The sequence below is a fragment of the Arenibacter latericius DSM 15913 genome (genome assembly GCF_000424985.1).
Lineage (GTDB): Bacteria > Bacteroidota > Bacteroidia > Flavobacteriales > Flavobacteriaceae > Arenibacter > Arenibacter latericius.
The window spans coordinates 1-17,225 of sequence record NZ_AUKX01000016.1 but is presented as its reverse complement, the minus strand read 5'-3'; the positions used below and the strand labels follow the sequence as shown (position 1 = coordinate 17,225).

Sequence of the window (17,225 nt, the reverse complement as noted above, 5' to 3'; positions counted from 1 at the left end):
TAAAACCTCCATTGACAATTAGGTCGTCATTTATAAATGACGGGCATTCTCTCTACTCTTTAGTTCTTTTAATAATTTGGAAGGATATACTCCAGTCCGAGAATAGAATGCCTTTGAAAATGATTCTCCGGTTTTAAATCCAAAAGTTTCTGCTAACCCTTGATAGTTATATTTTAATAGATCTGGATCATTAGAAAGCCTTTCTATTGCTTTAGTAATTTTTAAATCTTTAATGTATCTAGGAAAACTCTTTTGTTTATAGTGATTAATAATAGTTGATAAATAAGAAGTATTAGTATCCATCTCTTGGGCCAACTGAGCCATATCCAAATCTTTTTGTAGATAGAGGTCTGACTTCTCAAATGCCTCTAATTTCATCAACAATTCATTTCGAATCCCTTCAGGTACAGACTCAGGATGAGTTCCCACCCCTCTGTTGGATTTTTTAAATGGAATGGAGCCATCCAACATTTGTTTTACTTTCATTTTAGTTTTCCGAGCTCTTATGTAGAAGTAAAATGCTATTAGTAAACCAATACCTGCTATAACACCAAAAATTAGTATCCATATACTTTTAGATTTGAGCTCCTCCTCTACTTTCTTTTTTTGAAATTTAAGATATGGAATATCATAAGCAACAATCGCCTGTTTTATGACCCCTTTATTTTCCGTGGAAATTAAGCTATCATAAAAGATTAATTTTTCAATTGATTCTATTTCTCGTTCCTGATCTCCTTGGAGTCCATAATGCAAAACCAATTGCTGATAAACGTCTTTAATATTTTCAAATGGTCTTTTTGTTTTCTCTACAATTAAATCTATCTGCTTAAAGTAGTCAATGGCCAGAGAGTTGTCCCCGGAATTTTGAGCAATTTTACCTAAATAATAATACTTGGTGGCTTTACTATTCTCCTCTAACTCATCGGTATATTTCATAAGGGTATCCTTGGCGCTCTGAAACTTATTTTCATAATAATCCAACTGAGCACCAACTAATACTAAATCACGGTACTCTACTGTGTCATTTACCGAAATAGCTTTACTTATACCTTTATTCAAATAGTAACGTGAAGAATCCAATTGGGATAACCTTAAATGTGCAAGAGAAAGATTGTACATCAACATTAAATAATCCCTATCGTATCTATTTTTATAATCTTTCTCCTTTTGCAAAAGCTTTAATGATCTGGTGTAAATATCTGCTGCTGCGTGCGGTTGCCCATTCAAATTTCTTATAGCAGCTATAGCCATAGAGCTCGTAAATTGATCTGTTAAATTCTTCTTTTCTACGGCCAGATTATATGCAACTATATAATTCTCTAACGCTTGCTGATAATCAGCCATATCATAGTAAATTATAGCCTTAAGAATATAGCCGAATGTTGGGTGCTCTGGGTGATTACTATCTTTAGTCGCTGAAATGATAGAGTCCGAATACGCAATAGCCATTATAGGCTCTTCAATGATTGTTCTATAATAATACCCATTAACCATCTCTAAGGCATTGTCCTCTAGCTTAGCTTTATGGATATGTATATCGGTTAGTTTTCTAAGTTTATCATAATCGCTACTCTCATATGCTTCATCCTCCTGGTCCATTATAAACTCATAATCTTGATGAAGGAACTTTTCAAAATTAAATTTTAAACTATCTGTTGAAGGTTCAACTTTCTGTGCAACACCGCTCACTATTACAAAACAGAGAAATGAGGCCCTAATTATAAGCCTTAATGCCTTAACGCGATATTTAATTGAATAACATCCCACTACTCTTCAAATTCCCATATTTCCCGAAATTGATAAAATACACGTTTTAAAAGTGATACTTTAGCTAGTATAATTTTTGCATTCCCCTGCATTTCTTGTTTAAAAACTAATGTTTTCCCATAGGTAGTAATTAGATCCTCAACTTCTACTAAAACATCATAACCTCCATTATCTCCCGGATATGGAACCTCTGAAATAGTTTTTACGGTACCATTGAGAGCGCCCCATTCCCGGTAAGGGTAATTATCTAGCTTTATAATAACACGCTGTCCATGCCTAATTTTACCCGAGTTACGAATAGGCACACGGCACCTTCCCAGGAGTTTTTGATTTCCAAGTGGAACAACTGTGAAGATTACTTGTCCCTTCTTTAAATTTTGATTCTTTACCCAAATGTTGGAATAGGAAATGCGACCAGAGATAGGGCTTTTTAGAACGAACATCTCTTCCCACTCCTTTAAAAACGCCAATAGCTTTTGCTTTTCAAACTCTAACGTAGAAGCATGGACACTTTTATTTCTTATTCCAGAGTTCTTAAATAACAAATCATTATTCTTAATCTTGAAAAGTTCAGTGTTTAATTCGTATAGTTCTTTAGTTACATTGGAATATTGTCTTTGAATACTTAAATACCCCTTCTCTACTCTTTCCAATTCCTTTAAGGACACTACACCTTTTTCAAACAACTCCACATAACGATCATAATCAGTTTTATTTATTTCAAGATTACGTTGAAGTATTAAAATCTCATTCTTCTTATTTTGTATGGTAAGATTCTTCCCTACATATTGGCGTTTTAAGTCTACTTCTTTTAACTCTTTATCATTTAGATTATGATATAATATTAGGTTTCTATATGCATCTAAAAACCCATTATAAATAGGTCTAATCTTATTCCCCAATTCTAAATTACTGGGGTAGTGTTTATTGAGAATCGTTAAATCCGATAGTAAAGTGGTATTTAAAGTCAACTTATTTTTTAGTGACATAATATCTTGTAAGTTTCCAGTGCTTTCCATTACCGCCAAAATATCTCCTGAAATAACAGTATCATTATGCAGATTATTAATATCTAGAATTCTACCGGTATGCTTAGACATAATATGTGCAGGTGGAGTTTCGGTAGTTAATACCAGAGAAGCATTTAAATTCTCGTTGTAACTAAAAAATGAAGCAAACACCAAAACCATAACGAAAAACCCAAATAACAATAACACACCCCATCTTAGCATCCATGTTGGTTTTCTTTTTATATAAGCGCTTTCATCATAAAGCCATATATCCTTGTCTTTCATTGCGCTTATAGTTGGTTTAAAATTAAGTCATAATAAAGTCCTTTATGATTCACCAAAACTTGATGGTTACCTTGCTCAACGATTTTACCTTTATCCATCACTATAATCTGATCTGCATTTCGGATAGTGGACAATCTATGAGCAACTTTAATTACGGTTTTACCAGAATAAAAGGAAATTAATTTTTGAGTTATCGACAATTCATTTTTAGCGTCCAGTGCACTGGTAGCTTCATCGAAGAAAAGGTACTGAGGATTTTTATAGATAGCTCTTGCGATCAATAATCGCTGTTTTTCACCCCCACTAAGAATGTTTCCCCACTCCCCTATTCTTGTATTGTAGCCCAGTGGAAGCCTATCAACTAACTCCGTTAGATTCACCATTTCCACAGCCTCACCTAACCAGTTCCTATTGGTGGGTTCATTAGAGTTTGATTCTGTTATATTTCGTTCCAGGGTATCATTAAATAACACACTATCTTGGAGAACGACGCCGCATCTCGCTCTCCACATTTTGGCATTTACATATTTTAACTCCTCATTTCCTAAAACTATTTTTCCCTTGTTGGGAGTATAAATTTTTAGTAGAATTTTTAATAACGTGGTCTTTCCAGAACCGCTAGGACCAACTATTGCGGTAATCTTATTTTGAGGAATAATTATATTAATGTTTTCCAATACATTGTTTTTAGTGATTTCTCCATATCTAAAATTTAAATTAGATATTTTGATATCCCCAAACTCCATATCATTGGGTTGAACATTTATGCTATCCTCCTGTTCCTTAGAATGTATTTCAGAGAGCCGTTTTAAGGAAAGTCCAGCACGTTGTAACCCGACAATAAAATCCAAAATATTGGAAATTGGAACAGAAAGGCTTCCCACAATGAATTGGATCGCTAACATAGCACCTAACGTAATATCACCATACACTACTGCTTTAGCAGACCAAAAGATTATGAATATATTGGTCATTTCATTAAAAAGAGAACCTCCTTTTAACTGTATCTGATCTGTACGCAAAAAAGTAGATTTTAGGCGATATAAACTTATTTGAACCTTCTTCCATTCTATTTTACGACGTTGTTCCGATCCATTTAATCTTATTTCTCGGATTGCACTAATCATTTGAAGCAATAAGGATTGTTCTTTACGATTCAAATTAAAAAGCTGATGATCCAAAAAGGCTTTTCGTTTTAAAAAAAGCAATGTCCACGCCATAAAAAATATAGTCCCAATCAAAAAAATCATTAAAATTTCTGTACTGAAATAACCTAGAACCACCGCAAATATTAAAATACTAAACAGATCGAAAGCAATAGATAGTGAGCGTCCGCCTAAAAAATCTTCTATGCGTTGGTGATCATAAATCCGTTGCATAAAATCCCCTGTAGATTTGGAATCAAAAAAAGCAATAGGTAACAACAGTAATTTATCTAAGAAATCAGATATCATGGAAATATTAATTTGGGTAGACATGTGCATTAGTAACCAATCCCGTATAACTTCTGACGCAATACGTGTTAAAAAAAGAAAAACCTGAGCAATAACTATTAGGTGAATAAAATTGAGGTCTTCATAGTCTATACCATAATCAACAAGGCTCTGGGTTAAAAAAGGAAGTAAGATTTGAATGATAGCAGCAAGAAAAAGTCCTAAACATAATTGCCCCATATAATCCTTGAAGGGTAACAAGTAGTTATACAGAAACGACATATTACCATTGGATCCCTCATCATCATCTAGTTCCTTAAATATGCGGGTGGGTTCCGCCAACAAAAGAATACCCTTTCCGTTTTTAGCTGCCCACTTTTCCATAAATTCATTATGCCTATATTTCACCAACCCTATTGCAGGATCTGATACATAAATAGACCTCTTAGTTGTTTTATAAACTACTAGGAAATGACTATTGTCCCAATGAGCAACAGCAGGTAGAGGAATATCGTTTACTAGCTCACCCATATTGGATTTAATCCCAATTGAGCTTATACCTATTACATCCATAGCTTGGGATAAAGCACCCAATGATACTCCTCCACTTGTTAAAGAAGATATTTCTCTTAAATATTCTAGATTTAAATCTTTACCGTAATGTTTAGCAATGATTTTTAGACATGTGGGACCGCAATCCATTTGATCGAGCTGACGATAATTCGGAAATGTTATGGTCTCAAACATTTACTGCATTTAAAGTGCACCATTCCAAAATAGATTAAAAACCTACCAGAATAGCTTGACTCCTAAATGGTTTACAAATCGGAACCAAATGATATAAGGCAAACTATACCCTAAAAATCATACAGAATTTGTATCTATATAATTGGTAAGGATTATAATAAATTAAAATACTATTTAAAAACAAAATAGTTAAGGAGGGAACATGGAAAATCAATTCAGATTATTCCAATAACATAACTAAAAAAGTCCGCTGAAAAAGTAAGGGGAAGCTTAAGCTACAGACCACATAAAAAACTTTATAAAACATAGAAAAGCGAGGTAAATCGCGTTTTCCAATTTAAAAAGATACAAAAAATGTTGGGATATCAATTCATAATCTAGTACAATAGTAAAAATTTGACGCTCGTTATCAAGTAACTGCAAAAGGCAAATAGTAAAAAAAGCTATGTAATAAGATCCCATAACTAAGGAATCCCCCCAGCTATCTCTACCTTTTCATTGGAAGGTTTACAAACAAACAAAGCTCTTGGAATTCATCTATAGTTTTAAGTCCGGCATGTGGAGTTTTAAAAGATCCCGTAGTGAAGTCTTTGCTAGATCTTCGGTAGTACCTTCTAACACATCTATACCATCCATAGCTTTTAACACATTCATTGCGCGGGTAGATAATGGCAAACGGTAGATTTTAGTATCCTTACTAACTCCAATGAATTTTGATAGGGAAACAACTTCTCCATCTACTTCGCGGAAAAGTTCAGAAATTTGCTTCCTAAAAGCCTTCACAACGGCTAATGCTTCTAAAAATTCATGGTAAGTGAGTAGGTCTTTTTTTTCATAATTATAAGTTTTTAAGATTATCCAAGGGGAATGCAACGATGGGGATTTTACCCTCCAGAGATTTTAAAAAATTGCGGTGGCTAGGTATATTCCATTTTTTCAAATACTTCTTTGACAGTCAAATGCCGCTTGATCAAATTGCCCATAAGTATGAAAAATGAATATTCAGACAGGAACCTACCATTGATGTTTGGAAGAACTCAAATCATTTTGAGAGGGTTCGATTCCGTCGTAAAATAAATAGCCCTTATTGAAAAAATATTAAAATTCATTTTTAAAACATCCAAAATCAAAGTTCTCAAAAGAGTTTTCTACCCTAACTTAAGAACACTTAATAATATGACAAACAAACCATCAAATTAAAAACTGTATTCTCAAATTGAAGATTTATTACAAGTTGCAAGAAATATAGTTGTTTGCACCGTTAACCAATTAATAGTATCGACCTATTCCGAAATCGGAAAATGTTGGTAGAACAACAAGGAGGAATTGAACGAGTAAAATATGGGTAAGAGCTTTAAAAAGGATTTTCAGAGACGCAAAATAAAGAATTCGGTAAAGTGTTTTCCGTTAAAAATTTTGAAAGAATGTGTTTTTTTTATCAAGTTCAAGGAAAATCGTGAACAATGTTGTAGATATCTGGGAACTAGAAAAATGATCAGAAACCGATTGAAAAATCAATCTCGGACAAGTTATTGATAACTGAAACAAGGTGACATTTTGTTAAGCTAGCCAGATTATCTGAAATTATTCCTTTACTTTAATCTTTTCTTACATTACGATTCAGTTCTAATTGTTCCCTTTTCGGTTAATTTATGTTATATACACCAACTGCATCTGCATTTACCTCGAATTTATCAACAGTTTATCGGATAGTTACCACATATGAAGAAACATTGTTGCAAACGGCCTCTTATTTAATGAAAAGGCATAAGGATAGTTTAATAAGAATTAATCTGCCTTATAGAGAACAACAGACCGTATCCTTAATTTTTGAAAACGGGGAAACTCATTACCACCATCCACGGACCGCAAGCTATCTAGGTACAAAATCAATCTCGATACAGTTTTTTGAAGATTTGTTAAATATTCACCGTACTCTGGATGTTCCAAAAAATTGGCAAATATTTAATGGGCAGTAGTACCATTATTTTTCTTTTATCCAAATTGTGTACCAGGATCTATATTATATATGGTGGAAAGCCTATGGAAACAATTTAAAAAGGGGCTTTGCAATAAAATGGAAAGCCAAGAAAAAGAAACTTAATTATGACCTACATAAAGTACTGGGAGCTAGCTTTTTTATTCCACTAGCCTTAATTGTCTTTTCGGGTGCGTATTTTACTTATAATAGTTATTACAAGGCTGCCTTCACCCTACTAGATAGTTCCAAGAGGACACAAAGCAACAATTCTGATATACAGCCAAAGTTTACCGAGTTGATAAGGAAACCTGACTCTATTTATACTTTAAGAGCTATATATTTCCCTTGTAAAAATAATAAGGATTTTCACTTTAGATATATCCAAGATCGTTTTATAGAACCAAGATTTAGAAGAAGCAAAGAATTAAAAATAACTAAAACCGACGAAGTATTAAGTTTAACTGAATTTCACACTGATCTAAATAGCAATAAGATTGCAGCCCAATTTTATCCAGTTCACACTGGAAAAATTCCTGGGATATTTGGAAGGCTTTTGGTTTTAATTTCTGGGTTGGTGCGGATAACGCTTTATATAACGGGTTTTTGAATATATCTAATTACAAGAAAAAAGCGGTTTAAAAAGGACTAAGGAAGTAATAATTTAGTAAGACATCGAGCTGACTACCATATATAAATTCAATTCGCTTAAAAGCATTCTTCATAATTCTCAAGTTTTATAGAAATTTACCTATGTACATTGGCTAGGTAAGTAAAGCAAAGAATTTCTAACCACCTTCACTTAAACTATTTTTAAAACTAGATATTTAGTCTATATTTATCAGATTTAATAAAGTCTTTTTAAGGGCATTGTTGCATCGAAATATCCATAATCGTCCATTTAATCACATCAATGATGAAGTAAGTAAAGAATTATTATGAAGAGAGAATACAGATTAAAAATAAAACTGAGGCAGAACGAATATAACATCTTTACCTTATAACAAAAAAACTAAGTTTAATTAAAGAATTAATTATCTGAACTATTTAACACCCCATAAATTATGAAAAATCCATGTTTATATTTTATGTCTTCATAATAGTAAGTGAACCGCTATAAAACCTATTGATGAAATTAGAGCAGAAGTCAGAAACATTGATTAAACAGTAAAACCTAATTAAACGTTTTGTCCCCACAATCCTACCATTACTTAGCAATTCCACATAAACTCTATAATGATGTATGTCACATGGCTTCCATATTACTGGATGTTCCAACAACTATGGTTGCCCTATTGGAAGCATCTAAGAAGAAACATAATTGCCTGGAAGATGTTCCAGAACCATTGTTTTTAATAGCACACCTTATCAACAATTTCCAATCCCAATCTCCAAATGATATATTAATCATTGAAAACGTCTACCAGGACGAAAGAACAAAGGATTTATGTGTTGATTTAAATGATACCTCTCCCCCCTTTATTGCCATAGCTCCTTTAATAGATGGCAAAGGTCAATGTCAAGGTTTTCTTTATTTTTCCGATACTCACAGTAGACATGTTGGTCCGGAAATATTGCGATCAATCAAAACATTGACCAATCTTATTGCTTCTTCTATTACAGTTGAAAATCACAAGCAAAATCCGAACGAAATAAATAGCAATATTGCGTTAGACAACTTCTCAGTAAATGAGGGTGTAGAAACCAATAATATTTCATTTTGGAAATTAGAAATTGGTACAGACAATTTTTATGTCACCCCTAAATTCTCACATATTCTCGGGTATACCCCCGCTGAATTGGATATGAGATCATTAAACAATTGGATGGAGCTTATCTACCCATGGGACAGTCATAAATTTAGTACTGAGCTAGAACTATGGTGCCAAAACAACCAGGTTTATAAAGAGCTAGAGTTTCGAATGTTCCATAAAAACGGTCAGATAATCTGGATACATTTTTCTGCCAAAAAAGTTTTGAGGAATGAATCAGGTCTCCCCGTTTTCGTGGAAGGTGAAATTTTTGAGGTTACGTCTCAAAAAAAGGTTTGGGATCAGATCGATTTTGTTTCGCCCAAGTTGACTTCAGTGATCCAATCAGGATACAACTGGCTCAGTATTATTGATAATAAAGGATATTTCACCTATGTAAGTACGAGTTCCGGTCTGGCTATGGGCTTTCCCTCGGAAGATCTATACGGTAAAAACTATTTTAATTTTATACATAATGAAGAGCGCGAGAAGGCGTTGTATAATTTCAATAAATTTATTAAAGGTGCACCCTTTGCGTCAAGGCCATTTAGATTTAAACATAAGGACGGAAGTTGTAGATGGATTGAAGTATTACTGTTCAATTTATCTAACGACCCGGAAATACAAGGTATTGTTGTAATCGCCAGAGAAATTACCGATAAAATATCCTTGAGCCATAATTTAAAATCTTCACAGGAGAACCAAAGACTACTATTCAATTCCAGCCCATTGCCCAAATACCTCTTGGATCTTGGGACCTATAAGATTTTAGAGGTCAACGATACGATGGTAAAGTGTTTTGGTTATAGTAGACAAGAGTTAATAGGGATGGATCCTATACGACTTAAGCCGAAAACTGATTCATCGGTATTCATCGATGCTATAGAAACCGCCAAATCTAAAAAAGGAACAAATCGATATGGTCTATTTACGCACCAGAGCAAGACCGGTGAACTATCCCAATTGGAACTAGTAGGCTATTCCTTAACAGTTAGGAATCGTGACTGCATTTTGATCAGTTGTATCGATGTTTCAGAGCGCGAGTTATATTTAAACGGTTTGAAAAGATCAGAACGCCAGCTAAAAAAAGCGGCCGCTATTGCCAAATTTGGCTATTGGAGCATGGAACTGAATGATAATTCAATTTCTTGGTCAGAAGAGATGTATACTATCTGGGGAAGAAACAATGAAACTTTCAAACCTGATCGGGATAATTTTCTAACCACCGTTCATCCTGATGACCGTTTCCTATTCTCGAAAAGGGATGGGGTCATATCTTATAAAAATCAGAATTACGACCTTACTTATAGGATTATATTGCCAGATGGATCTACACGGAGGGTACATGAAATATCTCAACTAGTTCTGTGTAATGACGGTCTTGCGAATATTATGGAAGGTACTGTACAGGATGTAACAGAACAGAAAGAAAATGAACAGCACCTTAGATTGATCGAGTCGGCAATCTCTGATTCCAAGGATGCCGTAATGATCATTGAAGCGGAACCTATTGATCTTTCTGGACGAAGAATCATTTATGTCAATCAAACATTTACGACCATGACAGGGTATGCTTCCCATGAAGTGCTTGGTAAAACCACAGCAATGCTCAACGGCCCCAATACAGTTCCTTTAGTACTAAATGGAATGGAGAAGTTGCTAAATACTGGAAAGGTCTTTGATGTAAACCTTATAAGAAAAAATAAAATCGGAGAGCAGTATTGGGTCAACCTGACAGCAAATCCGTTAAAGGACGAAAATGGCAAACCAACCCATTGGGTTTTCTATGAGCGGGACATAACCGTTAAAAAGAATTCCCAGTTACAAAAGGAGGTATTGGACCATATTGGGAATTTATTCAATAGTGATCATTCATTGGAGTTTTGTCTGGAAAATGTAGTAACTCATTTAATTGATAGGCTAAACTATAACATAGGACAAATTTGGTTGCCAAGTTCAGATAAAAAAAACTTGACCCTTGCTGCCAGTTATTCTGCCCCTGGAACGAAGAAATCCCTGATTAAGGGATGCAGAACACTGACAACGTGCTATTTTGGTGAAGCACTTCCCGGTACGGTATGGAAAAACCAAGAAATAATAATATGGGAAAGTATAGAAAAAGAAAAGGTTTTTGCAGGAAGCACTGTCTCAGATACTTCCTGTAGTCAGGCCTTTACAGGATTTCCCTTAATATATAACGGAAAAGTTAAAGGAATTCTGATTCTTGGTATGAATAAATGTTATCAGAGTCCAATATTTTATAGCAAGCTGTTCAAACAATTGCAAACTAAACTTGCAGAAACTATCAAACGTAAGCGATTAGAGACCGAGCTTGATCAAATTTTTAAATTTACCCCTGATATCATATGCAAAATTGGTGAGGATGGTTTTTTTAAAAAAATTAATCCAGCTGCTACAAAACTTTTAGGCTATTCTGAAAAAGAATTGCTATCCAAAAAAATAATCGAATTCGTACACCCCAAAGACAGAGAGAAAACTTTGAAACAATTAAAACGGTTATATCTAGGGCATCCCCTCAATTACTATGAAAATCGATACATTACAAAGGGTGGCCAGACCAAATGGCTCAGCTGGACTGCAAACCTTACCCATGAAAAAGGAATAACCTACGCAGTTGCAAAAGATATCACTGAGAAAAAAGAAATGAAGGAATTGCTTAAGGATGTTTCCAATTTGTCTCGAATCGGAGCATGGGAAATCAACTTTGAGAATGGGACCGTTTACTGGTCGGAGATGACCAAAAAAATTCATGAGGTGGATAATAGCTATAAACCCAATCTTCAAAGTATTCTTGGATTTTATAAGGGTCCGGAGAATACCAGTAAATTTTCTGAGGCTATAGATAATGCGTTTCACCAAGATGGAACATTTGATCTTGAAATGCCGATTATAACAGCAAAAGGAAAGGAAAGATGGGTACGGGTAATTGGAAATCCAGAGTTTCTAAGCGGTCAATGTATTAGGATATATGGGAGCTTTCAGGATATCCATGAACTTAAGACAAGTCAGTTAGACTATATAAGGACGAACGATGAAAAAAATGCAGTCTTGGAAAGTATCGGCGATGCCTTTATCTCCTTGACAAAAGAAGGGGTAATTACCTATTGGAACAAAAAGGCGGAAGACTCTTTTGGAATAGACAGGGAAAAAGTTTTGGAAAAGCACATAGAAAAGGTGTTTCCTAAAATAATCGAACACGAGATTTTTGTGAAAATAATTAAGTCCGTCAAGAGCAATAGCCAATTTACTTTTGTGGAGTATTTCCCCAGTTCCAATAAATGGTACGAGATAAATGCTTATCCTTCTAGTAACGGTCATTCTATCTATATCAAAGATGTGAGCGAGCGTTTAAAGGCGGAGAAGGAGATTAGACTTGTAAATGAACGTTTCACCAGAGTAGTACAGGCAAGCACGGATGCAATTTGGGATTGGGAGATTGTAGATAACACCTTGTTCCTGAGCGATACTTATAAAACCCTCTTTGGACATGAGATCAATGTAAATTCTAAAAATTTAAATTTTTGGATAGATCAGTTGCATCCGGATGATAAAGTTCAGGTAGTGGACTCTTTTTACAAAGTAATAGAAGATGTTAAAACGAATCTATGGGAGTCAGAATATCGCTTTTTAAAAGCTACAGGGGAATACGCATATGTCTGGGATAAAGGGACCGTAATTCGTGATCAGAATGGCATTGCCACTAGGGTTGTTGGAGCCATGACCGATATATCCTTTAGAAAGACCTATGAAAAATCACTGGAAAAGCTCAATTGCGAATTGGAAGAACGGGCACAAAACATTGAAACACAAAATAAAAAACTTAGAGAAATAGCTTGGACCCAGTCCCATATTGTAAGGGCTCCTTTAGCCCGATTGATGGGGCTCGTAGGTTTGATTAGGGATGAATTGGTGACAGAACAAGAAAAAATGGAGCTATTGGACCACATTTATGATTCGGCAACAGAATTTGACATAATTATTAGGGATATCGTTAGTAAAACACAAACTGTGGTGGAGAACGATGAATGAATATATAATGGAGTGTCTTACATAGCTCACGTCAATATTTATTTTGAAAATAGTGCTATACGATTATATAATCCAATTTCTTACAGCCTATCATATACATGCAATTTTCATTAAAGACTATTGAACATCGGCATTTACGACCTTAAGATTAGACGCACCAAATAGATTTGGGAAATTGGAAATTAAGTGATTAGATCAACTATGAAATGTAAATCCATTTAATGCCCAGGCATTTTCAGAAATTACAACCTTTTAATCATTCTACAATTTCACTTGCGGACTTTTTAGTAAATGTAGAGATCTAGATTTTCTCCGCCAGTACCCTACTCTCTATTAAATGTGCAGCCCTCCCTACGATCGTTATAGTTTATTAAATACCAGCGCCGGCCAAGAGTAAAAGGTGTTTTCCCTTAAAAGTAATAGCTTCTTTTTGCTCCTTATTGTATTGCTCCAAAATAATATATTTTCGGTTTAAAGATAAAAACAATATTTCTCTTATGGAAATATTCCATATTTTTGTATTATTTCCAATAAAAATTCACGAATGAGGTTTTCTTATATTTCAATAATCTGCTCAAGTAACAATTTAAGAATTTCAAAATTGATAGGGTTAGCCATTATTATTATTGAAGAGGGGAATATTATTTCAGAATTTGAGAGCTTTGTAAAAGTTGTACCTCGTTTATCTAAGGCAGAAAGAGCAGCGATTAACTTAGATTATTCAACAATAAGATCCGCCCCAACTTTAAGTGATATTGCTCCAGAAATTATTGAGATAATCGAAAACACTTCTACAGTTTTCATAGATCAATTTTCTTCTTCGATCTTCAAAAAAGCTTTTAGAGAAATTGGATATCCAGCTGGGAGTGCGAACATTATATTAGATAAAGTTTATAAAAATTATATAAAGTCCACATCTCCTTTTAGCTTGTACCATGCTATGGAACTTTTAAAAATAGAACAGCCCCTAAATTCTTTAAGGGACACTTGTCTGGCAATGGAGAAAATATTGGACACATTAAATACAGTAGGCCCTGATAATAATTTCGTTTTATCTAGCACGGAACACGAACGTTCTGACGGAAATGAAATTGACTTCAGCAACCTACCAAAATCTCCTGGGGTTTATTTTTTTCGAGATCATAACGACCAAACAATCTATATAGGAAAAGCTAAGAACATTTCTAAACGGGTTAGAAGTCATTTTACCAGCAAATTAAAATTTGAGTTAGATTTGTGCAGACAGACCACGAGTATTGATTTTGAAGAAACGGGGAGTGAAGTTATCGCTCTACTTTTGGAAGCTTATTATATACATTCTTTAATGCCAAAATACAATACGCTTCAAAAAGAAATTATTGATCCCTATATTATTACCTCTAAAATGGATTCTAAAGGTATTCTAAGGATTCAACTTATTCAGAAATCATATTCCGATAATCAAAACGAATTCTATTACAACAGAACCTCTGTTTTGCAGAAAGTTAAGGAGGTACAGCAAAAATTTAATTTATGTAAAAGATACGCTGGTATTGAGCGAACAGCTAAAAAATGTAACGACCCTGTTTTTTGTAAGGGAATTTGTGAAGGCAAGGAAGATAAACAAACATATAATCAACGAGTTCAGAAAGCGCTGGATTATATTTTTGCGCAGCGACCAAGTTATATTTTAAAATTAAGAGGTCGCACTACATTTGAGGAAAGCCTTGTTTTGGTAAAAAATGGAATTTATCAAGGTTTCGGATATATTGATAAAGAGTCAAACATAAATTCCATAGCGGATATTGAAAGCTTTATAAAGTTTTATCCACATAATTATTTTACAGCAAGAATATTAGATCAATACTTTAAAAACACTAGACCAAGCTTACAAAACGTAATACGTTTAACATAAAAAGTCAACTTCTCTTGTCGTAATTCAAGTTTCACTAATTTAAAAAAGATAATTAATTTCCTCTACCTTTTCATTGGAAGGTTTACAAACAAACAAAGCTCTTGGAACTCATCGATAGTTTTGTGACCGGCATGAGGAGTTTTTAAAAGATCCCGTAAAGAAATCTTTGCTAGATCTTCGGTAGTACCCTCTAGTACATCTATGCCATCCATTGCTTTTAAAACGTTCATTGCACGGGTTGACAATGGTAAACGGTAGATTTTAGTGTCCTTATTGACTCCAATGAATTTTGATAGAGAACCAACTTCTCCATCTACTTCTCTAAAAAGTTCTGAAATTTGCTTCCTAAACGCCTTCACCACGGCTAATGCTTCTAAAAATTCATGGTAAGTGACTTCATCCTCTTTATTAATTCTTCTCATAAGATGATGTTTAAATTGATTAGGTTGGTATTCACTCCACAATATACGTGATAGAAAATTGCGAAAATCATAACCATCTACAAAATACAATTTTTGAAATTAACTTGTAGCCTTTTTAGATAAACGCTCCATAAAGCATAAGGGAACTCCAATATTAAAAGTAGAAATAACCGGAATAAAAATGATGAATATCTTGGCTATCGGCCTAGGAGTAAAAGTTCACAGGCAACTATCCAGTGTCGATGAATGACTGCTCTCGTTTCTTAATAAGGTGCAACAATTGCAGCTCACTCTTTTAACCACCGTTCCAGGATAATAAACAAAGACTGCATAGTTTTTAATTGTGTTAACCAATGGTTTTACTAAATTCGAGACGGGAGCACAGCTTTTAGTTATGTGGGCATAAGTCCCACTATTTGGGTGTCTGGAAACAGTTTACGTGGTCATAGCAGGATCAGCAAGGTTGGCCATACGAAACTCCGCAATCTATTATTTCTTTACGCCTTCATTGCCTGTAAACATAATTAAGCTTGTCGAGAACTCTATGAGCGGATTGGTAACAAAGGAAAAAGTAAGAAGTTGGCGCTTATTGCGGTGGCCTACAAGCTGCTAAAATAATGTTTTGCCATTGCATTATAGGTACTGCCGTATGATCCGAAAATTGTTTCACAGCCTACATTAAAATAATCGAATTTCAAATGTAAAAGTAGCTCACAGATCTATTTTGGTATCTATAAGCCTTGAATAATAATGTCAAAAATTAATGAAAAAAAGTGTTGTTTTTATACTTTAGTTCTTTGTTGGCACCAGTAATTATTTTTCACTTATCCACTTTGAAAGGTATTTGGTCAACATCTCAACATCGTCTTTTTCCGGTTCTTTTTCATATTCCTTAATCAAATCAGATGATTCTCCAATTAAATCTCTGATGTTTTTTTCAGACACCAAAATTACTTCTTGTGTGTGTTTGTCCATTACGTAAGGTAATCGTATTAATGCTCTTTTTGCTGCACTAAAGGCAGAAATAATTCCTCCGAACATATATGAAATATCAGAAGATTCCATTCCATATTTTTTCATATTCATTGGTATTCCTGCATTAAAAACGAAATAATTTTCATTTTCTCCCTCAACTTTGCTATACCAAAATTGTAATTCGTGTTTGAAACCATTTAAAAACAAATCATTTCCATCAGAGTAGGCATAGACTTCTTTTTTTAAAATTTTCCTTTTGACATTTTTATCAACTGGATTTAGTTGATAATCATTTCCTCCGTTCATTTTTATTTTTCCTTTGGTTCTTTTTTCCAACTCAACGGTATAGTTTTCAGAAGGGTAATTATCTATCACCTCTTGAAAACTCATATAAATTCCTTGCGGGTACTTTTCTGTTTGGGCTTTCAGAGTATAACTAATGATAAATAAAAAGATAAATAATGCTATTTTTTTCATTCTGTTTTTGTTTTAATTCCAACTAACGTAAAAATTCAAGTATTGATTATCAATGACTTATCAAATCCGACGGGCTCTAGTTTAAGTTTGCGTTGATATTAGTTTTTCATACCTAGTGTCTATATTTCTGTATCTGGCATAGGTTCCAATGTCTTCAACGGTCTTGGGAACAAAGGCCTGGAGCATGTCCTTACTACCCTTGAGGTGCTCCTTTACCCTAAACCAATTCAGATACTGCTGAAGATATTTGGTCGAAACGCCCCAAAAAGTGCCGTCTATCCATTTCTTTAGTCTATTGTGCGTGGAATTCACATGTTGTATATGGTAAACGCCTTGCTTTACCCGTTGTTTTATAATTCCCTTCAGGGCATGGTGTTCCAGTTTTCGATCCATTGCAAAACCTTTGTAGATTACCGATGCATCACTGCACAATATC

Annotated in this window: 11 protein-coding genes and 1 pseudogene; 5 read left to right on the top strand and 7 right to left on the bottom strand. The window is 34.2% G+C overall.

Annotation, left to right across the window (positions count from 1 at the left end):
* Positions 1-30 precede the first annotated feature (30 nt).
* The 4 genes from H344_RS0108330 to H344_RS0108315 all read right to left on the bottom strand — a co-directional run bounded on the left by H344_RS0108330 (position 31) and on the right by H344_RS0108315 (position 6,115).
* Positions 31-1,689, bottom strand: coding sequence for a helix-turn-helix domain-containing protein (locus H344_RS0108330; protein WP_026809907.1), 1,659 nt, complete (start codon positions 1,687-1,689; stop codon positions 31-33).
* A 77-nt stretch (positions 1,690-1,766) separates the two neighbouring features.
* On the bottom strand, positions 1,767-3,062 hold the full coding sequence (locus tag H344_RS0108325; protein WP_026809906.1) for an HlyD family secretion protein: 1,296 nt from the start codon (positions 3,060-3,062) through the stop codon (positions 1,767-1,769).
* Between the two features lie 5 nt (positions 3,063-3,067).
* Positions 3,068-5,242, bottom strand: coding sequence for a peptidase domain-containing ABC transporter (locus H344_RS0108320; RefSeq protein WP_026809905.1), 2,175 nt, complete (start codon positions 5,240-5,242; stop codon positions 3,068-3,070).
* 537 nt (positions 5,243-5,779) lie between these two features.
* Positions 5,780-6,115: a hypothetical protein gene (locus tag H344_RS0108315; protein WP_026809904.1), complete on the bottom strand. Its 336-nt coding sequence runs from the start codon at positions 6,113-6,115 to the stop codon at positions 5,780-5,782.
* Between the two features lie 779 nt (positions 6,116-6,894).
* Here H344_RS0108315 and H344_RS20995 point away from each other — a divergent pair.
* The 4 genes from H344_RS20995 (at position 6,895) to H344_RS0108300 (ending at position 14,915) form a co-directional block, all read left to right on the top strand.
* Positions 6,895-7,221, top strand: a complete 327-nt coding sequence (locus tag H344_RS20995; RefSeq protein ID WP_051254213.1) for a hypothetical protein — start codon at positions 6,895-6,897, stop codon at positions 7,219-7,221.
* Between the two features lie 27 nt (positions 7,222-7,248).
* Positions 7,249-7,830 (top strand): PepSY-associated TM helix domain-containing protein, encoded by a 582-nt coding sequence (locus H344_RS19885; RefSeq protein WP_051254210.1) that lies wholly within the window; start codon positions 7,249-7,251, stop codon positions 7,828-7,830.
* A 640-nt stretch (positions 7,831-8,470) separates the two neighbouring features.
* Entirely contained in the window at positions 8,471-13,021 is a 4,551-nt protein-coding gene (locus tag H344_RS0108305) for a PAS domain S-box protein (RefSeq protein ID WP_026809903.1), read from the top strand.
* Between the two features lie 544 nt (positions 13,022-13,565).
* Complete coding sequence (locus H344_RS0108300) at positions 13,566-14,915, top strand: GIY-YIG nuclease family protein (RefSeq protein WP_026809902.1); 1,350 nt, start codon at positions 13,566-13,568, stop codon at positions 14,913-14,915.
* A gap of 62 nt (positions 14,916-14,977) precedes the next feature.
* Here the strand turns inward: H344_RS0108300 and H344_RS0108295 are convergent, their stop codons facing one another.
* On the bottom strand, positions 14,978-15,337 hold the full coding sequence (locus tag H344_RS0108295; RefSeq protein ID WP_026809901.1) for a DNA-directed RNA polymerase subunit alpha C-terminal domain-containing protein: 360 nt from the start codon (positions 15,335-15,337) through the stop codon (positions 14,978-14,980).
* A 274-nt stretch (positions 15,338-15,611) separates the two neighbouring features.
* On the opposite strand from H344_RS0108295, the pseudogene H344_RS22400 reads away from it, so the two are divergent.
* Positions 15,612-15,976: pseudogene (locus H344_RS22400) on the top strand (transposase); the annotation flags it as partial.
* Between the two features lie 174 nt (positions 15,977-16,150).
* Here the strand turns inward: H344_RS22400 and H344_RS0108290 are convergent.
* Positions 16,151-16,789: a DUF6563 family protein gene (locus H344_RS0108290; protein ID WP_026809900.1), complete on the bottom strand. Its 639-nt coding sequence runs from the start codon at positions 16,787-16,789 to the stop codon at positions 16,151-16,153.
* 81 nt (positions 16,790-16,870) lie between these two features.
* Positions 16,871-17,225: IS1595 family transposase (locus H344_RS19880; RefSeq protein ID WP_157378160.1), on the bottom strand; the 355-nt coding region annotated here is incomplete at its 5' end.